The sequence below is a fragment of the Actinomadura miaoliensis genome, assembly GCF_039536785.1.
Classification (GTDB): domain Bacteria; phylum Actinomycetota; class Actinomycetes; order Streptosporangiales; family Streptosporangiaceae; genus Spirillospora; species Spirillospora miaoliensis.
Window position 1 is genome coordinate 68,927 of the sequence record NZ_BAAAZG010000057.1, and the last position, 15,162, is coordinate 84,088.

15 protein-coding genes are annotated in these 15,162 nt (G+C 75.3%); 12 read left to right on the forward strand and 3 right to left on the reverse strand.

Going from position 1 to position 15,162, the window contains the following annotated elements; translation table 11 throughout:
• Nucleotides 1–15: 15 nt before the first annotated feature.
• The gene (locus ABD811_RS35920) at nucleotides 16–1,824 is read right to left on the reverse strand and encodes a tetratricopeptide repeat protein (protein WP_344956696.1); all 1,809 of its coding nucleotides are present in this window, start codon (nucleotides 1,822–1,824) and stop codon (nucleotides 16–18) included.
• Between the two features lie 144 nt (nucleotides 1,825–1,968).
• Between ABD811_RS35920 and ABD811_RS35925 the strand changes: the two genes are divergently transcribed.
• The 12 genes from ABD811_RS35925 (at nucleotide 1,969) to ABD811_RS35980 (ending at nucleotide 11,662) form a co-directional block, all read left to right on the forward strand.
• Complete coding sequence (locus ABD811_RS35925; protein ID WP_344956698.1) at nucleotides 1,969–2,118, forward strand: hypothetical protein; 150 nt, start codon at nucleotides 1,969–1,971, stop codon at nucleotides 2,116–2,118.
• A gap of 116 nt (nucleotides 2,119–2,234) precedes the next feature.
• Entirely contained in the window at nucleotides 2,235–3,257 is a 1,023-nt protein-coding gene (locus ABD811_RS35930) for a sigma-70 family RNA polymerase sigma factor (protein ID WP_344956700.1), read from the forward strand.
• A 128-nt stretch (nucleotides 3,258–3,385) separates the two neighbouring features.
• Nucleotides 3,386–4,258 carry a CoA transferase subunit A gene (locus ABD811_RS35935; RefSeq protein WP_425549495.1) on the forward strand — a complete coding sequence of 291 codons (873 nt, stop codon included), beginning with the start codon at nucleotides 3,386–3,388 and terminating at the stop codon, nucleotides 4,256–4,258.
• Nucleotides 4,258–4,941 (forward strand): 3-oxoacid CoA-transferase subunit B, encoded by a 684-nt coding sequence (locus ABD811_RS35940; RefSeq protein ID WP_344956702.1) that lies wholly within the window; start codon nucleotides 4,258–4,260, stop codon nucleotides 4,939–4,941. The genes ABD811_RS35935 and ABD811_RS35940 overlap by 1 nt, the downstream gene beginning before the upstream one ends.
• A 41-nt stretch (nucleotides 4,942–4,982) precedes the next feature.
• On the forward strand, nucleotides 4,983–5,651 hold the full coding sequence (pcaH, locus tag ABD811_RS35945; protein ID WP_344956704.1) for a protocatechuate 3,4-dioxygenase subunit beta: 669 nt from the start codon (nucleotides 4,983–4,985) through the stop codon (nucleotides 5,649–5,651).
• Nucleotides 5,648–6,223 (forward strand): protocatechuate 3,4-dioxygenase subunit alpha, encoded by a 576-nt coding sequence (gene pcaG, locus ABD811_RS35950; RefSeq protein ID WP_344956705.1) that lies wholly within the window; start codon nucleotides 5,648–5,650, stop codon nucleotides 6,221–6,223. The genes pcaH and pcaG overlap by 4 nt, the downstream gene beginning before the upstream one ends.
• On the forward strand, nucleotides 6,213–7,469 hold the full coding sequence (pcaB, locus tag ABD811_RS35955; protein ID WP_344956707.1) for a 3-carboxy-cis,cis-muconate cycloisomerase: 1,257 nt from the start codon (nucleotides 6,213–6,215) through the stop codon (nucleotides 7,467–7,469). The genes pcaG and pcaB overlap by 11 nt, the downstream gene beginning before the upstream one ends.
• Nucleotides 7,466–8,239, forward strand: a complete 774-nt coding sequence (pcaD, locus tag ABD811_RS35960; RefSeq protein WP_344956709.1) for a 3-oxoadipate enol-lactonase — start codon at nucleotides 7,466–7,468, stop codon at nucleotides 8,237–8,239. The genes pcaB and pcaD overlap by 4 nt, the downstream gene beginning before the upstream one ends.
• Nucleotides 8,236–8,664: a 4-carboxymuconolactone decarboxylase gene (pcaC, locus tag ABD811_RS35965; RefSeq protein WP_344956711.1), complete on the forward strand. Its 429-nt coding sequence runs from the start codon at nucleotides 8,236–8,238 to the stop codon at nucleotides 8,662–8,664. Before pcaD ends, pcaC begins: the two co-directional genes overlap by 4 nt.
• 25 nt (nucleotides 8,665–8,689) lie before the next feature.
• Nucleotides 8,690–9,511, forward strand: coding sequence for an IclR family transcriptional regulator (locus ABD811_RS35970; RefSeq protein WP_344956713.1), 822 nt, complete (start codon nucleotides 8,690–8,692; stop codon nucleotides 9,509–9,511).
• A 123-nt stretch (nucleotides 9,512–9,634) separates the two neighbouring features.
• Nucleotides 9,635–10,804: a 4-hydroxybenzoate 3-monooxygenase gene (locus ABD811_RS35975; RefSeq protein WP_344956715.1), complete on the forward strand. Its 1,170-nt coding sequence runs from the start codon at nucleotides 9,635–9,637 to the stop codon at nucleotides 10,802–10,804.
• Between the two features lie 45 nt (nucleotides 10,805–10,849).
• A complete protein-coding gene (locus tag ABD811_RS35980; RefSeq protein WP_344956847.1) occupies nucleotides 10,850–11,662 on the forward strand; it encodes a cytochrome c biogenesis CcdA family protein in 813 nt (270 codons plus the stop codon).
• Here ABD811_RS35980 and cphA read toward each other — a convergent pair.
• Nucleotides 11,659–14,322, reverse strand: coding sequence for a cyanophycin synthetase (gene cphA, locus ABD811_RS35985; protein WP_344956717.1), 2,664 nt, complete (start codon nucleotides 14,320–14,322; stop codon nucleotides 11,659–11,661). The two genes, ABD811_RS35980 and cphA, sit on opposite strands and share 4 nt — an antisense overlap.
• Nucleotides 14,323–14,325: 3 nt before the next feature.
• Nucleotides 14,326–15,156, reverse strand: coding sequence for a cyanophycinase (locus ABD811_RS35990; RefSeq protein ID WP_344956718.1), 831 nt, complete (start codon nucleotides 15,154–15,156; stop codon nucleotides 14,326–14,328).
• Nucleotides 15,157–15,162 lie beyond the last annotated feature (6 nt).

Here is a 15,162-nt window from a genome sequence, read left to right on the forward strand (position 1 = left end):
CGCGGCGCGCGACGGCTAGGCGGTGGCGCGGGGGTCCGGGGGCGCCACGACGTCGTCGGCGAGGGAGCGCACCTCCGGATGCACGTCCGGGGTGGCCCGCACCAGGAACGCCAGCGACTCCAGCACGGTGACGGGACGGCTCTGGCTCGCCTGGATGGCCGCCATGAAACGCCAGGCGACCAGCTCGGCGACGTCGGCGCGCACGCCCGGGTCGACCCACGCGGTGGCGATCATGGCCGCGAGCGCCATCTCCGACACCCAGTCCTCGGGCCCGTACGCCAGGTCCACCAGCACGGCCCTGCGCTCGGACCCGTGCCAGGGCTGGTCGGCCTGGAAGTGCGCGATGCCCAGGCACGTCCACGCCTGCACCGAGCGGATCCAGTCGGCGCGGTGCAGGGGAGGAACCTCGTGCGGCACCGGTGGGTGCACCAGCAGCCCCAGCAGGTCGTTGAGGCTCAGCCCGGACAGCCGCACCGCGTCGTCGTAGGCGGCGGGCAGGTGACGCCACCGATGGCCCGCCAGGCCGTGGACGGCCTGCACGGCGGCCTGGGACGGAGGGGCCATGGCGGGCCGCGCAAGGGTGCCCTGGTACGCCCACACGCTTCCGCGCACCGCGCGCACCGGCCCGTCGGCGAACACCTCGGGCACGGGGCGGCGCGCGTCCGGTTCGGGCACCTGGGTGATGGTGACGCCGTCGGAGACCCCCAGCGACGCCGCGAACGCCAGCAGCGCGCTGGGCGGCTCCGGAGCGGAGATGGTCAGCGAGATGCCGGTGGGGTCCTGCGGGCCCTCGTCGGAGAGGACCTGGCGCAGCACGTTGATGACCGCCTCGCCCGGCTGCGGGATGTGCCCCAGCCAGTACAGGCGCTGCGAATGGTGGGTGAGCACGCTGTCGGCGTGGCCGTTGTCGGGGTGCTCGCGCATGTAGTCCGCCAGCGCCACCAGGTGGGCCAGGTCGCCGTCGCGTTCGAAGCGCATCCCGCAGGCCGTGGGGAAGGCGCTGGGGTCGCGCGGGTCCTGCTGCAACGCGCGCTCGACCCATGCCAGGCCGTCGGCCGGGCGACCGGCGAGCGCGAGCAGCTCCCCGATGTCGGTGTACAGGGCCAGGTTGCCCGGGTCGAAGCGCAGCGCGCGCAGCCACGCCTGCTCGGCTTCCTGGTAGCGCCGCTCGGCGCGGTAGGCGTACCCCAGCGCCATCGCCGCGTGGAACGACGGCTCCACCGACTCCGAACGCGCCGCCAGCTCGATGGCCTCGCCCGTGGCGCCCACGCGGCGCATCAGGATCGAGGACGTCCACAGCATCGCGCCGTGCCCCGGGTGCGCGGCGCACATGGCGCGGGCCAGGTCGCAGAACGGCCGCAGCGGCGGCCGCTCGTCCTCGGGCACCGGATCGCCCAGCCCGCTCGCCAGCCGCATGACCAGCATGCTGACGTCGTCGGGCGCCAGCCGGGCGGGCAGGGCGGGGTCGCGCATCCACGGCACGTCCGCCCAGGCGCCCCCGGGCTCGTGACTCTGCGCCGACACCAGCAGCGACAACGCCTGCTGCGGCTCGCCCCGGGACGCCAGCACGTGCGCGCGCGCCACGACCGTGCCCAGGAACACCGGCTGGTCCAGGGGGAACAGGTCCGCGCCGCCCCGCGGGTGCGCGGCCAGCGCCGCCAGCAGCTCGTGCGCCTCGGGCAGGACGGGGTCGCACACCAGCGCCCTGGCGACATGGTCGGCCGCGTGCCGCAGTTCCCCGTCGTCGAGCGCGAGCCGCGCCATGCTCAGCTCGCCCTGCGCCTGCAGCCGGGGATCGGTCATGCCCTCGCTCGGATCCGTCACGTGCCCCCTCCAAGATCCGTTGATGCTGGATGAACCCTGCCATACCGGTCCGACGGAACGCGCGGACATTACGTGAACAGGGCGGAGGCGCACGCGGGAGGACGCCGCTGGACCGCGCGCGGGGGGCCGGGACAGACTGCGGGTATGACCCGACCAGACCCGGCGTGCGCCGTCGCGCACGGCGAGACGCGTCCCGACGTCACCGACCGCAGGCTCGTCGCGGTGTTCGCCTCTCCCGTCGCCCGGTACGCAATGGCCGCCCCGGCGGCCACGAGTTCTGAGACGGTGCGGTAATTTCCACCGTCGTCCCTGGTCAACCGGTACATCGATGTTTTAATCGCGTTCTGTCAGAGGGCTGGCCTAACGTCGGAACCGAACCGGCTCAGCGCCCTGTGACGAAGGTGACGACCATGGCCCATCCGACCGTCGACCAGGACCGGCAGCGCACCGCCCCGAGCGACGCGCAGGACGGCGACTTCCAGCGGCTCGCCGACCCCTACCGGCGGGAGCTGCTCGCGCACTGCTACCGGATGCTGGGGTCCATCCACGACGCCGAGGACCTGGTGCAGGAGACCTACCTGCGGGCGTGGCGCTCCTACGGCCGGTTCGAGGGGCGCTCGTCCCTGCGCACCTGGCTGTACCGCATCGCCACCAACGTCTGCCTGACCGCGATCGACCAGCGCGGCAACCGGCCCATGCCGTCCGGCCTGGGCGCGCCCTCCGCCGAGCCGGAGAAGCCCGTCGTGGCCGCGCCCGAGGTCCCGTGGCTGGAGCCGATGCCCGACACGGCGATGGGCGGCGACGCCGCCGACCCGGCCGCCATCGTCGCCTCCCGCGAGAGCATGCGCCTGGCGTTCATCGCCGCGCTCCAGCACCTGCCGCCCAAGCAGCGGGTGGTGCTGATCCTGCGGGACGTGCTCAAGTGGAAGGCCGCCGAGGTCGCCGAGCTGTTCGACACCTCGACCGCCGCGGTCAACAGCGCCCTGCAGCGCGCCCGCGCCCAGCTGGAGCAGATCGCGCCCGCCCGGGACGACGTCGTCGAGCCCGCCGACCCCGAGCAGCGCGCGCTGCTCGACCGCTACGCCGCCGCGTTCGAGAACGCCGACATGACGGCGCTGGTCGAGCTGTTCAAGGAGGACGCGGTCTGGGAGATGCCGCCGTTCCCCGAGTGGTTCGTCGGCCGCGAGCACATCGTGCGGCTCATCGCCGCCCAGTGCGACCCCGAGCCGGGGGAGCTGCGGATGGTGCCGACCGCCGCCAACGGGCAGCCCGCCTTCGCCATGTACCGGCGCGGCGAGGACGGCGTGCACCGGCCGTTCCAGCTCCAGGTCCTCACGCTCGGCCCGCACGGCGTGGAGCGCACCTCGACGTTCTTCGACACCACGCTGTTCCCCGTGTTCGGCCTGCCGGAGGCGCTGCCCGCACCCGCCTGAGTTTCCACTGAGCGGAAAAACGGCCTCCTCACCGGACCGGTCCGCTGCCAGGGTGGGTGATGGCGGCGGTCCCGGACGCGGACGGCTCCGGGCCCGCTGCGCGCAACGAACCAGGCGGCGGCCCGCCGATGACGCCGAACCCTGCCGACCCCGGCGGCGGACGCACCGGCGGGGGCGCCGCGCGCGACGCGGGCGGGAGGCACATGGACAAGGTCGTGGCCTCGGCGGCGCAGGCCGTCGCCGACATCGGTGACGGAGCCTCGCTGGCCGTGGGTGGCTTCGGGTTGTGCGGGGTGCCCACCGCGCTGATCGGGGCGCTGTTCGAGCGGGGATCCGGCGGGCTGACGGTGGTGTCCAACAACTGCGGCCTGGACGGCCGCGGCCTGGGGCAGCTGCTGGCCGCGGGCCGCATCGTGCGGGCGATGGGCTCCTACGTGGGCGAGAACAAGGAGTTCGCCCGCCAGTACCTCGCCGGTGAGATCGAGGTCGAGCTGATGCCGCAGGGCACGCTGGCCGAACGGCTGCGCGCGGGCGGCGCGGGCATCCCCGCCTTCTACACGCCCGCCGGGGTGGGCACGCTGGTCGCCGAGGGCGGGCTGCCGTGGCGGTACGCGCCCGACGGCAGCGTCGCCGTGCCCTCGCCGCGCAAGGAGGTGCGCGAGTTCGGCGGCCGCTCCTACGTGCTGGAGGAGGCCATCACCACCGACTTCGCGCTGGTGCGCGCGGCCAAGGGCGACCGCCACGGCAACCTGGTGTTCCACAAGGCGGCCCGCAACTTCAACCCCCTGTGCGCGATGGCCGGGCGCGTCACCCTCGCCGAGGTCGAGGAGCTGGTGGAGCCGGGCGAGATCGACCCGGACGCCGTGCACCTGCCCGGCGTGTTCGTCCAGCGGGTGGTGCCGCTCACCCCCGAGCAGGCCGCCGACAAGCCGATCGAGAAGCGCACGACGCGTCCCGCCCCGGCGGCGGACGCGCCGGCCGGTGCGGAAGGGGAGGGCTGATGCCCTGGTCCAGGGAGGAGATCGCGGCGCGCGCCGCGGCCGAGCTGCCGGACGGCGCCTATGTCAACCTCGGCATCGGGCTGCCCACGCTGATCCCCGGCTTCGTCCCGGACGGACGGCACGTGGTGCTGCACGCCGAGAACGGCGTCCTCGGCGTCGGCCCCTACCCGGTCGAGGACGAGGTCGACCCCGACCTGATCAACGCGGGCAAGGAGACGGTGACCGCGCTGCCCGGTGCGTCCTGCTTCGACTCGGCGCTGTCGTTCGGCATGATCCGCGGCGGCCACATCGACATCGCGGTGCTGGGCGCCATGCAGGTCTCGGCGCGCGGCGACCTGGCCAACTGGTCGGTGCCCGGCAAGATGATCAAGGGTATGGGCGGCGCGATGGACCTGGTGCACGGGGCCCGGCGGGTGATCGTGGTGATGACCCACACCGCCCGGGACGGCTCCCCCAAGATCGTCGACGAGTGCTCGCTGCCGCTGACCGGCGCGCGCTGCGTCGACCGGATCATCACCGACCTCGGCGTGCTGGACGTGACCCCCGGCGGCCTGGTGCTGGTCGAGACCGCCCCCGGCGTCACCGCCGAGGAGATCCGCGAACGCACCGAACCCCCCGTCGCCGACGCGCCCGCCGACGCGTCCGCCGAGTCCGCGTCCGCCACCGGCCCCTCCGTGGCATGACCACCCCCACGCAGACGCCCGCACGAGAAGGGACCCGGGCCATGACCCATCCCCCGTACCTGCATCCCGACTACAAGAGCACCGTCCTGCGCGCCCCCTCGCAGCCGCTGGTGATGCCCAAGCTCGGGCCCGACAGCGTGGAGCTGACCTCCCCGGTCTTCGGCCACCAGGAACTGGGCGCGCTGGACGCCGACCTGACCCGTCAGCACCCCGGCGAGCCGCTCGGCGAGCGCATCATCGTGACGGGCCGGGTCCTGGACACCGCCGGCCGCCCCATCCGCGGCACCCTGGTCGAGCTGTGGCAGGCCAACGCCGCCGGACGGTACGCGCACGGCGGCGACCAGCACCCAGCGCCGCTCGACCCCAACTTCACCGGGGCGGGCCGGTGCCTGACCGACGACGACGGCCGCTACCGGTTCGTCACCATCAAGCCCGGCGCCTACCCCTGGCGCAACCACCACAACGCCTGGCGGCCCGCGCACATCCACTTCTCGGTGTTCGGCACGGCGTTCACCCAGCGGCTGGTCACCCAGATGTACTTCCCCGGCGACCCGCTGTTCCCGTTCGACCCGATCTTCCAGTCGATCCCGGACGCCAAGGCCCGGGAACGGCTGATCTCCCGCTTCGACATGGACACCACCGAGCCCGAGTGGGCCCTGGGCTACCAGTTCGACATCGTGCTCGGCGACACCCCGATGGAGGCATCGTGACGGCGGCGACCAGCGGCGAGGCCACCCCGGCGTTCGGCGTCACCCCGTCGCAGACGGTGGGGCCGTTCTACGGGTACGCGCTTCCCTACGACGACGGCCCCAAGGTCGTCCCGGGCTGGCAGCCGGGCGCGATCCGGCTGCACGGCCGGGTGCTGGACGGCGCGGGCGCCCCGGTGCCCGACGCGCTGCTGGAGATCTGGCAGGCCGACGCCGACGGCGAGATCCCCCGGCGTCCGGGCGGGCTGCGCCGCGCCGGGCACGACTTCTCCGGCTTCGGCCGCTGCGGCACCGACCCGGCCGGCCAGTACTGGTTCAGCACGGTCAAGCCCGGCCGCGTCGGCGACGGCGCCCCCTACGTCGCGCTGCTGGTGTTCGCGCGCGGCCTGCTCAAGCCGGTCTTCACCCGCGTGTACTTCCCCGAGGACACCGCCGCCCACGCCGGCGACCCGGTGCTCGGCGTCGTCCCGGAGGACCGCCGCGCCACCCTGATCGCCGAACGCGACGGCGAGGCGTCGTATCGTTTCGACGTGCACCTGCAGGGCGAACGGGAGACCGTCTTCTTTGACCTCTGACCGTCCACGGCCCGCCGAGGCCGCCCCCGCGTCCGGCGGCGCCACTGTTGGCGGGTCCGCCGGGGTTCTCTCGCCGGACGCGGGTCTGCTGTCGCCCGTGCGGGCGGGCACCGAGGCCGAGGCGGCCACCGGCGACGCCGCGTGGCTGCAGGCGCTGCTGGACGCCGAGGCCGCGCTCGCCCGCGCGCAGGCCGACCTCGGCATCGTGCCGCGCGAGGCCGCCGACGCCATCACCGCGGCGGCCCGCGCCGACCGGTTCGACCTGCCCGGCCTGGCGCGGCGGGCGCGCGGCGCGGGCAACCCGGTCGTCCCGCTGATCGCCGACCTGCGCGAGCTGGCGGGCCCGGCCGGGCGGCACGTCCACCGGGGCGCCACCAGCCAGGACATCGTCGACACCGCCGCGATGCTCGTCGCGTCCCGCGCCCGCGCCGTGATCCTCGCGCATCTGGACCGGGCGCTGGACGCGCTGTCCGGGCACGCCGCACGGCACCGCGACACGCCGATGGCCGCGCGGACGCTGGCGCGCCAGGCGGTGCCGTCCACCTTCGGGCTCAAGGCGGCCGGATGGCTGCTGGGCTGCCTGGACGCCCGGGAACGGCTGGCGGCGCTGCGGCTGCCCGTCCAGCTCGGCGGCGCCGCGGGCACTCTTGCGGCGTTCGGCGAGCACGCGCTCGACCTGCCGCCCGCCTACGCGGCGCAGACGGGGCTGGCCGAGCCCGAGCTGCCCTGGCACACGCGCCGCACGCCCGTGGCCGAGCTGGCCGGGGCGCTGGCGCTGGTCGCCGGGGCCCTCGGCAAGATCGCCACCGATGTCGTCCTGCTCGCCCAGAGCGAGGTCGACGAGGTCGCCGAGGCCGCCGGACCCGGACGCGGCGGATCGTCGGCGATGCCGCACAAACGCAATCCCGCGCTGTCGACGCTGGTGCGCTCAGCGGCGCTGCAGGTGCCGGCGTACGCGCAGATCGTCTTCGCCGCGCAGGCCGCGCCGCACGAGCGGCCCGCGGGGGAGTGGCACGCCGAGTGGCAGCCGCTGCGCGAGATGCTGCGCCTGACCGGCGGCGCCGCCGAGACCGCCGCCGAGCTGCTGGACGGCCTGGAGGTCGCGCCCGACCGCATGCGCGCCAACCTCGACGGCCTGCTGGAGGTGCTGGCCGAGCACGGCGGGCGCGCCGACGCCGGTGCCGCCCCGGCCCTGGTCGACCGGGCCCTGGCACGGTACCGGGAGTATCGGAGGAACCGCACGTGAGCCTGTACCACGAGGTCGACGGGCCCGGCGACGCCCCCGTCGTCGTCCTCGGCCCGTCCCTGGGCACCACCACCGGCCTGTGGGCCCCGCAACTGCCCGCGCTCACCGAGCGCTGGCGGGTGCTGCGGTACGACCTGCCCGGCCACGGCCAGTCGCCCCCGCCCGGCGGCGGGAGGACCCTCACGGTCGGCGACCTGGCCGCCCAGGTGCTGGAGATCCTCGACGCCGAAGGCGTCACCAGGTTCGCCTACGCCGGGGTCTCGCTGGGCGGGGCGGTCGGCGCCGCGCTCGCCCTGAGCGCGCCCGACCGCGTCGCCAGCCTGATCCTGTGCTGCACGTCCCCCCGCTTCGGCCCGCCGGAGGGCTGGCACGAGCGCGCCGCGCTCGTGCGCCGCGAGGGCGTCGGGCCGGTCGCCGAGACCGCCGCGCAGCGGTGGTTCGCGCCCGGCTTCACCGGCGCCGGCCCGTACGTGGCGATGCTGCGCGCCACCGACCCGGCCGGGTACGCCGCCTGCTGCGACGCCCTGGCGGCCTTCGACGTCACCGACCGGCTCGCCCGGATCACCGCGCCCACCCTGGTGATCGCGGGCGCCGAGGACGTGCCCACGCCGCCCGCGGGTCACGGCGACGTGCTCGCCGACCGTATCCCCGACGCCGACCTGGTCGTCGTCGACGGCGCCGGGCACCTGGCCAACGCCGAACGCCCCGGCCCCGTCACCGGCGCGATCACCCGGCACCTGGACCGCACCTGGAAGGGACTCCCCGCATGACCTCCGCGAACAACCAGCCCGTGGACGACCGTCGGCGGCACGCCGACGGCATGAAGGTGCGGCGCGAGGTGCTCGGCGACGCCCACGTCGACCGGGCGGTGTCCCGCACCACCGACTTCACCGCCGACTTCCAGGACCTGATCACCCGGTACGCCTGGGGCGAGATCTGGACCCGGCCCGGCCTGGACCGCCGCACCCGCAGCTGCATCACCCTCACCGCCCTGGTCGCCCGCGGCCACCTCGAGGAGCTCGGCATGCACGTACGGGCCGCGCTGCGCAACGGGCTCACGCCGGACGAGATCAAAGAGGTGCTGCTGCAGAGCGCGATCTACTGCGGGGTCCCCGCGGCCAACTCCGCCTTCGCCGTCGCCCAGCGGGTACTGGCCGAGGAGGAGCAGGCGAGCGGGACGCCCGAGGCCGGGTAGCGGCCGAACGAGGGGGTGGCGGGCGATGACGGACGGAACGCGGCCGCCCAGCGTGGCGCGCAAGGTCATGGCGATCCTGGACGCCTTCGCCCTCGGCGGCGTCCGACTCAACCTCAGCGAGATCTGCCGCCGCGCCGGGCTGCCGCTGGCCACCGGGCACCGGCTGGTGGGCGAGCTGGTCGCCGGGGGCTTCCTGGAACGCCTCCCCGACGGCACCTACCGCATCGGCACCCGCCTGTGGCGCATCGGCAGCCAGGCCCCGGCCGTCACCGGCCTGCGCGAGCTGGCGCTGCCGCACATGGAGGACGTCTACGAGGTCACCCACGACAACGTGCAGCTCGCCGTGCTGCGCGAGGGACGGGCGCTGGTCGTGGAGCGGCTGCGCGGCACCCGGTCGGTGCCCGTGGTCACGCAGGTCGGCAGCACGCTGCCGCCGCACGCCACCGGAGTGGGGCAGGTGCTGCTGGCGTTCGCGCCGCCGCAGGTGCTCGAGCCGGTCCTGGCGGCCGGGCTGTCCCGGCACACGCCGCGCACCATCACCGACCCGGACGAGCTGCGGGACGTCCTGGCCCGGGTGCGGCGCAACGGCTACGCCGTCACACGCGACGACATGACGGTGGGCGCGTCCTCGGTCGCCGTCCCGGTCCGCGACGCCGACGGCGAGGTCGTGGCGGCCCTGTCGCTGGTCGCCCGTACCCGCAGCGCCGACGTGCGGCGGCTGCTGCCGCCGCTGATGACCGCCGCGCGGGCGCTCTCGCGCGACGTGGCCCTGCACTGGCGCGTCGAACCCGCGGTGCCGCGGCCGCCCGCGCCCGGCGACGCGCCGCCCGCCGCGTCCGGCGAATGACCCGGACGCGCCGGCCGAGTCCACCGTCCGAGTCCACCGGCCGGTTTCCGGTGGGCGGAAGATCGGGCCTTGACCCGGCGGGGGCAGGCGCCAGGATCGCAGATGACACGAGGAGGAGGAGCCATGCGCACCCAGGTCGCGATCATTGGCGGCGGACCGGCGGGACTGCTGCTGTCCCAGCTGCTGCACCGGCAGGGCATCGATTCGGTGGTGCTGGAGAGCCGCGACCGGGAGTACGTCGAGCACCGCCAGCGCGCCGGGATGCTGGAGCAGGGCACCACCGACGTGCTGCGCGACGCCGGGGTGGGGGAGCGGCTCGACCGCGAGGGCCTGGTGCACCACGGGCTGGAGCTGCGGTTCGGCGGCGCCGGGCACCGGATCCCGCTCACCGACCTGACCGGCCGGACGGTCACCGTCTACGCCCAGACCGAGATCGTCAAGGACCTGGTGGCGCGGCGCCTGGCCGACGGCGGCGACATCCGCTTCGAGGCCGAGGTCGTGGCGGTCGACCCGTCCGCGCCGAGCGTGACGTTCCGCCGGGACGGCCGCACGCACACCCTGGAGTGCGACTTCGTCGCCGGCTGCGACGGCTTCCACGGGGTGTCGCGTCCCGCCGTGCCCGGCGTGCGGACGTTCACCCGCGAGTACCCGTTCGCCTGGCTCGGCATCCTCGCCGACGTCCCGCCGTCCACCGAGGAGCTGATCTACGCCAACCACGACCGCGGCTTCGCCCTGCACAGCCTGCGCTCGCCCAAGGTCAGCCGCCTGTACCTGCAGGTCGCGCCGGACGAGGACCTGGCCGCCTGGTCGGACCAGCGGATCTGGGACGAGCTGGCCGCCCGGTTCGCCACCGACGACGGGTGGGAGCTGACCCCCGGGCCGATCACCGACAGGGCGGTCACCCCGATGCGCAGCTTCGTCGCCGAGCCGATGCGGCACGACCGGCTGTTCCTGGCCGGGGACGCCGCGCACATCGTCCCGCCCACCGGCGCCAAGGGGCTCAACCTGGCCGTCTCCGACGTCACCGTGCTGGCCGCCGCGCTGACCGAGTACTACGCGACCGGGTCCGAGACGCTGCTGGACGCCTACTCGCAGCACTGCCTGCGCCGGGTGTGGCGCGCCGAGCACTTCTCGTACTGGATGACCACCCTGCTGCACGTCGACCCGGCCGCCGACGACTTCGCCCTGCGCCTGCAGCGCTCCCACCTGGACTACGTCGTGTCGTCGAAGGCCGCGTCCACCAGCCTGGCGGAGAACTACGTCGGCCTGCCGCTGCCCGGTCTCACCGCGTAGGCCCGGCCCCTAGTAGCCTGCCGGTCACGTGGGAGGGGGCACGTGATCGACATCGGGTATCCGGCGGCGTTCCTCGGGGGCGTGCTCGCCCTGGTCAGTCCGTGCAGCGCGGTGCTGCTGCCCGCGTTCTTCGCCTACTCGTTCGCCGCGCCCGTGCGGCTGCTGGCCCGCACCGGCGTCTTCTACGCGGGGCTCGCCACCACGCTCGTCCCGCTCGGCGTGGCCGGGTCGGCCGCCGCGCGGCTGTTCAACGGCCATCGCGGGCTGCTCGTCACCGCCGGAGGCGTGATCGTCATCGCGCTCGGGCTGGCGCAGATCCTCGGCCTGGGGTTCGCCTCGGGACGCGCGCAGGAGGCGGCCGGACGGCTGCGTCCGGTGTCGGCGGTGTCCACCTACCTGCTGGGCACCGTGTACGGGCTGGCGGGCTTCTGCGCGGGTCCCATCCTGGGCGCGATCCTCACCGTGGCCGCCGTGGAGGGGGACCCGCTGTACGGCGGGGTGCTCCTCGCCGTCTACGCGCTGGGCATGGCGCTGCCGCTGTTCGTGCTGGCGCTGCTGTGGGACCGGTTCGACCTGGGACGCCGCCGCTGGCTGCGCGGCAGGCCGTTCACCGTGGGCCCGCTGCGGCTGCACACCACGTCGCTGGCGTCGGGGCTGCTGTTCGTCGCCGTCGGCGGGCTGTTCCTGGCCTTCGAGGGGACGGCCGCGCTGCCCTCGCCGCTCGGCCCCGACCGGGAGGTCGCGCTCGAACAGTGGGCGCAGCGGATGGGGCGGGCCGTGCCCGACGTGGCGTTCGTCCTCCTCCTCGGCGTCGCGGCGGCCGGAACCTGGTGGGCCGCGCGCAGGACCCGCGGCTAGCCGCCACCCGGCGGGTGGGGGACGGCGCCGAGGGTGTGCAGGAGGTCGGTGACCGGCTGCAGCTTCTCGTACATCAGCAGCACCGGCTCGCCGGGGTCGGCGAGGGTCAGGGCCGTGGTCAGCGCGCTCTTCAGGTCGCCGGCCGCGACGTGCCGCACGTCCGGGCGGCGCTCGCGCAGCCCGCGGATGATCAGTGCGGTCATCTCGCCGGGCGCCCGGCCGCGCAGGTCCTCGTCCTCGTAGATCACGACGCGGCCGAACGCGTCCGCCAGCGCGCGGGCGGTCTCGGCGACCAGGGCGTCCTCGCGGTCGCCGGGCAGCGTGACGGCGGCCACGCCCGGGCGGTCCCACTGGCGGCGCACGAACGCGCCGATCGCGGCGACCGCCGCAGGGTTGTGCGCGTAGTCGACCAGCACCGGGTTGTCGCCGACGTGGTAGACGCAGCCGCGGCCGGGGTTGCGGTCGTGCGGGGCGAACGAGCGCAGCGCGTCGGCGACCACCTCGGGCGGGGTGCCGAGGGCGCGGGCGGCGGCCGCCGCCGCCAGGGCGTTGGCGACCACGTGCGCGGCGCGCCCGCCGAACGCGCCGGCGATCTCGCCGACCGGCAGCAGCGGCGTGCGCTCCTCCCCGGCCGCCTCCATGAGCACACCGCCGTCCACGAAGTAGGCCACGCCGCCCGCCGCCACGTGCCGGGCGATGGCCTCGCTGCGCGCCGAGGCGCCGAACAGCCGCACCACCGGCGCGCGCCGCCGTACGGAGGGACGCTCGGCCAGGCCCGCCGTCCGCGGGTCGTCGGCGTTGAGCACCAGCTGCCCGCCGTGCCGGATCTCCTCGGCCACCAGCGCCTTGATGTGCACCAGGTCGTCCAGGGTGAGGGTGTCGTCGACGCCGAGGTGGTCGGCGGTGATGTTGGTGACCACGGCCACGTCGGCGCGGTCGTAGCCCAGGCCGCGGCGGACGATCCCGCCGCGCGCGGTCTCCAGCACCGCCGCCTCCACCGAACGGTCGGCCAGCACCATCCCGGCCGACCGGGGCCCGGACGCGTCGGCCTTGTACACCAGGCCGCCCGCCCCGCGCCCTTCGACGTAGACGCCCTCGGTGCAGGCCATGCCGACCCGCAGGCCCCGGCGCGCGAGGATGTGGGCGACCATCCGCACGGTCGTGGTCTTGCCGTTGGTGCCGGTGACCGACACGATCGGGATCCGCGACGGCGTGCCCGGCGGGAACATCAGGTCGATGATCGTCGCCGCGACGTCGCGGCCCTCGCCCTCGTGCGGCTCCAGGTGCATGCGCAGCCCGGGCGCGGCGTTGACCTCCAGCACGCCCGCCGCGCCGGGATCGGACGGCAGCGGTGCCGCGATGTCGGGCAGGCGCAGGTCGACCCCGCACACGTCCATGCCGATCGCCGCGGCCGCCCGCACGCACATCCGCGCGACCTGCGGGTGCACCAGGTCCGTCACGTCCCGGCTGGTGCCCCCGGTGGACAGGTTGGCGTTGCGGCGCAGCCACACCACCTCGCCGTCGGCGGGAACGGTGTCGCGGCGGTGCCCCTGGCGGGCCAGGTGCGCCACCTCCGCCGCGCCGAGCCGCAGCCGCGTCAGCGGCCGGTCGTGGCCCTCGCCCCGCGCCGGGTCGGCGTTGACGCGGGCGACCAGCGCCGCGACCGTCGCCGTCCCGTCGCCGACGACGTGCGCGGCGGTCAGCTCGGCCGCGGCCGCCATCCGCCCGCCGACCACCAGCACCCGGTAGTCGCGGCCGGGGACGTAGGACTCCACCAGCACCCTGTCGTCCACGCCCGCCGCGGCGCGGAACGCGGCCAGCACCTCGGCGGGCTCGGACAGCTCGATCCGCACGCCCTCGCCCTGGTGCCCCGACAGCGGCTTGACCACCACGGGCGCGCCGATCTCGCGCAGCGCGTCCAGCGCCTCGGCGGCGTTCGTCACCAGCCGCCCCTCGGGCACCGGGATCCCCGCCTCGGCCAGCACGACCTGCGCCAGCCGCTTGTCCGCGGCGATCTCCATGCCGATCGCCGACGTCTCGTCGGTCATCGCCGCCCACACCGTGCGGCGGTGCCGGCCGTGCCCCAGGTGCAGCAGGTTCAGCTCGCCCACCCGGCGCACCGGCACGCCCCGGCGCCGCGCCGCCCGCGCCAGCGCCGCGGTGCTGACGCCCAGGCGGGTCCGCTCGTACTCGGCGCGGACACGGGCCAGTTCCAGTTCCAGCGCGGGCGGCCGCCCGTCCAGCACCCCGGTCACCGTCCGCACCGCCAGCGCCAGCAGGGTTCCGGGGACCGCGCTGCCGGACGGCTCGTCGCGCGGGCACTCGACGATCACGTCGTAGACGCCGGGGGCGCCAGCCCACACCGTCCGGCCGAAGCACACCTCGCGGCCGATCAGGCAGGACAGCTCCAGCGACACGTGCTCGGTGACGTGCCCGAAGTAGGTGCCTCGGGCCATCGCGTCCAGCAGCCCCCCGGGACGGCCGGCCGAGCAGTGGTGGTCGGCCAGGCCCGGCAGCAGCTCCACCAGCCGCTCGGCGAAGCCGGGACGGTCGGTGGTCTCCCGCTCGGTCAGCTCCGCCAGCTCCAGCCGGGCCACCAGCACCGGACGGGACAGGTACACGTTCGGGCCGCCGAGGCGGCGCAGGGCGTCGATGCGCATCGGTCAGGACTCCTCCCCGGGACGCCGGCCGATGACGGGTCTGCGCCGGTCCATGTCGAAGCGGCAGCCCGCCGGGAGCATGTGCAGGTCGACGTGCAGCATCGCCATCGGCTCGTCGTCGCCCGCCGCGTAGCCGACCGTGGCCCGCTCGGCGTCCACCACCGTGACCAGGCCGGAGCCGACCACCTCGAAGGCGCCGTCGCCGACCACGATCGCGGTGTCCTCGTCGATCCCCACGCCCAGCAGCCGGGTGTCCAGCGCGATGCCGCTGAGCAGGCGCGGCAGCCGCCCGCGTTCCAGAAAGTGCATGTCGATCAGGACGTTGTCCATCAGCGCCAGCCCCGGCCCGACCCGCACCGTGGACGCGGCGACCTCGTGGCCCTTGCCGCCCAGGATCATCCAGTGGCCCATCGCGGTGGCGCCCGCGCTGGTCCCGGCGATCACCAGGCCGTCCTCCTCCAGCCGGCGGCGCAGCAGCCGGTTGGTCTGGGACCCGACCAGGGTGCGGATGCGCGACTGGTCGCCGCCGCTGAACAGCACGCCGGTGGCCTCCTCCAGGGCGTCCAGCACGCCGGGGTCGTCGGCCGCGGCCCGGCCCAGCAGCCGCAGCTCGCGCACCGCGGTCACGCCGAGCCGTCCGAACGCGGCGGTGTACTCGGCGGTCACCTCCTCGGGGATCTCGGTGGCGGTGGTCACCACCACCACCCGCGCGGCGGCGTCGCCCGCCAGCCGCACGAACGTCTCCAGCGGTCCGGTGCCGCACGTGCGGTTCTCCGCGCCGCCGATGATCAGCAGCCGGCCCCTGCGACGGTGCCCCGTGGTGCTGTCTGTCACACGGGG

Coding starts and splice junctions, on each gene's coding strand:
- ABD811_RS35940 (WP_344956702.1), top strand. CDS start 4,258: ATGCCCTGGTCCAGGGAGGAGATCGCGGCGCGCGCCGCGGCCGAGCTG.
- ABD811_RS35925 (WP_344956698.1), top strand. CDS start 1,969: ATGACCCGACCAGACCCGGCGTGCGCCGTCGCGCACGGCGAGACGCGT.
- ABD811_RS35935 (WP_425549495.1), top strand. CDS start 3,386: ATGACGCCGAACCCTGCCGACCCCGGCGGCGGACGCACCGGCGGGGGC.
- pcaC (WP_344956711.1), top strand. CDS start 8,236: ATGACCTCCGCGAACAACCAGCCCGTGGACGACCGTCGGCGGCACGCC.
- pcaH (WP_344956704.1), top strand. CDS start 4,983: ATGACCCATCCCCCGTACCTGCATCCCGACTACAAGAGCACCGTCCTG.
- cphA (WP_344956717.1), bottom strand. CDS start 14,322: ATGCGCATCGACGCCCTGCGCCGCCTCGGCGGCCCGAACGTGTACCTG.
- ABD811_RS35930 (WP_344956700.1), top strand. CDS start 2,235: ATGGCCCATCCGACCGTCGACCAGGACCGGCAGCGCACCGCCCCGAGC.
- ABD811_RS35975 (WP_344956715.1), top strand. CDS start 9,635: ATGCGCACCCAGGTCGCGATCATTGGCGGCGGACCGGCGGGACTGCTG.
- ABD811_RS35970 (WP_344956713.1), top strand. CDS start 8,690: ATGACGGACGGAACGCGGCCGCCCAGCGTGGCGCGCAAGGTCATGGCG.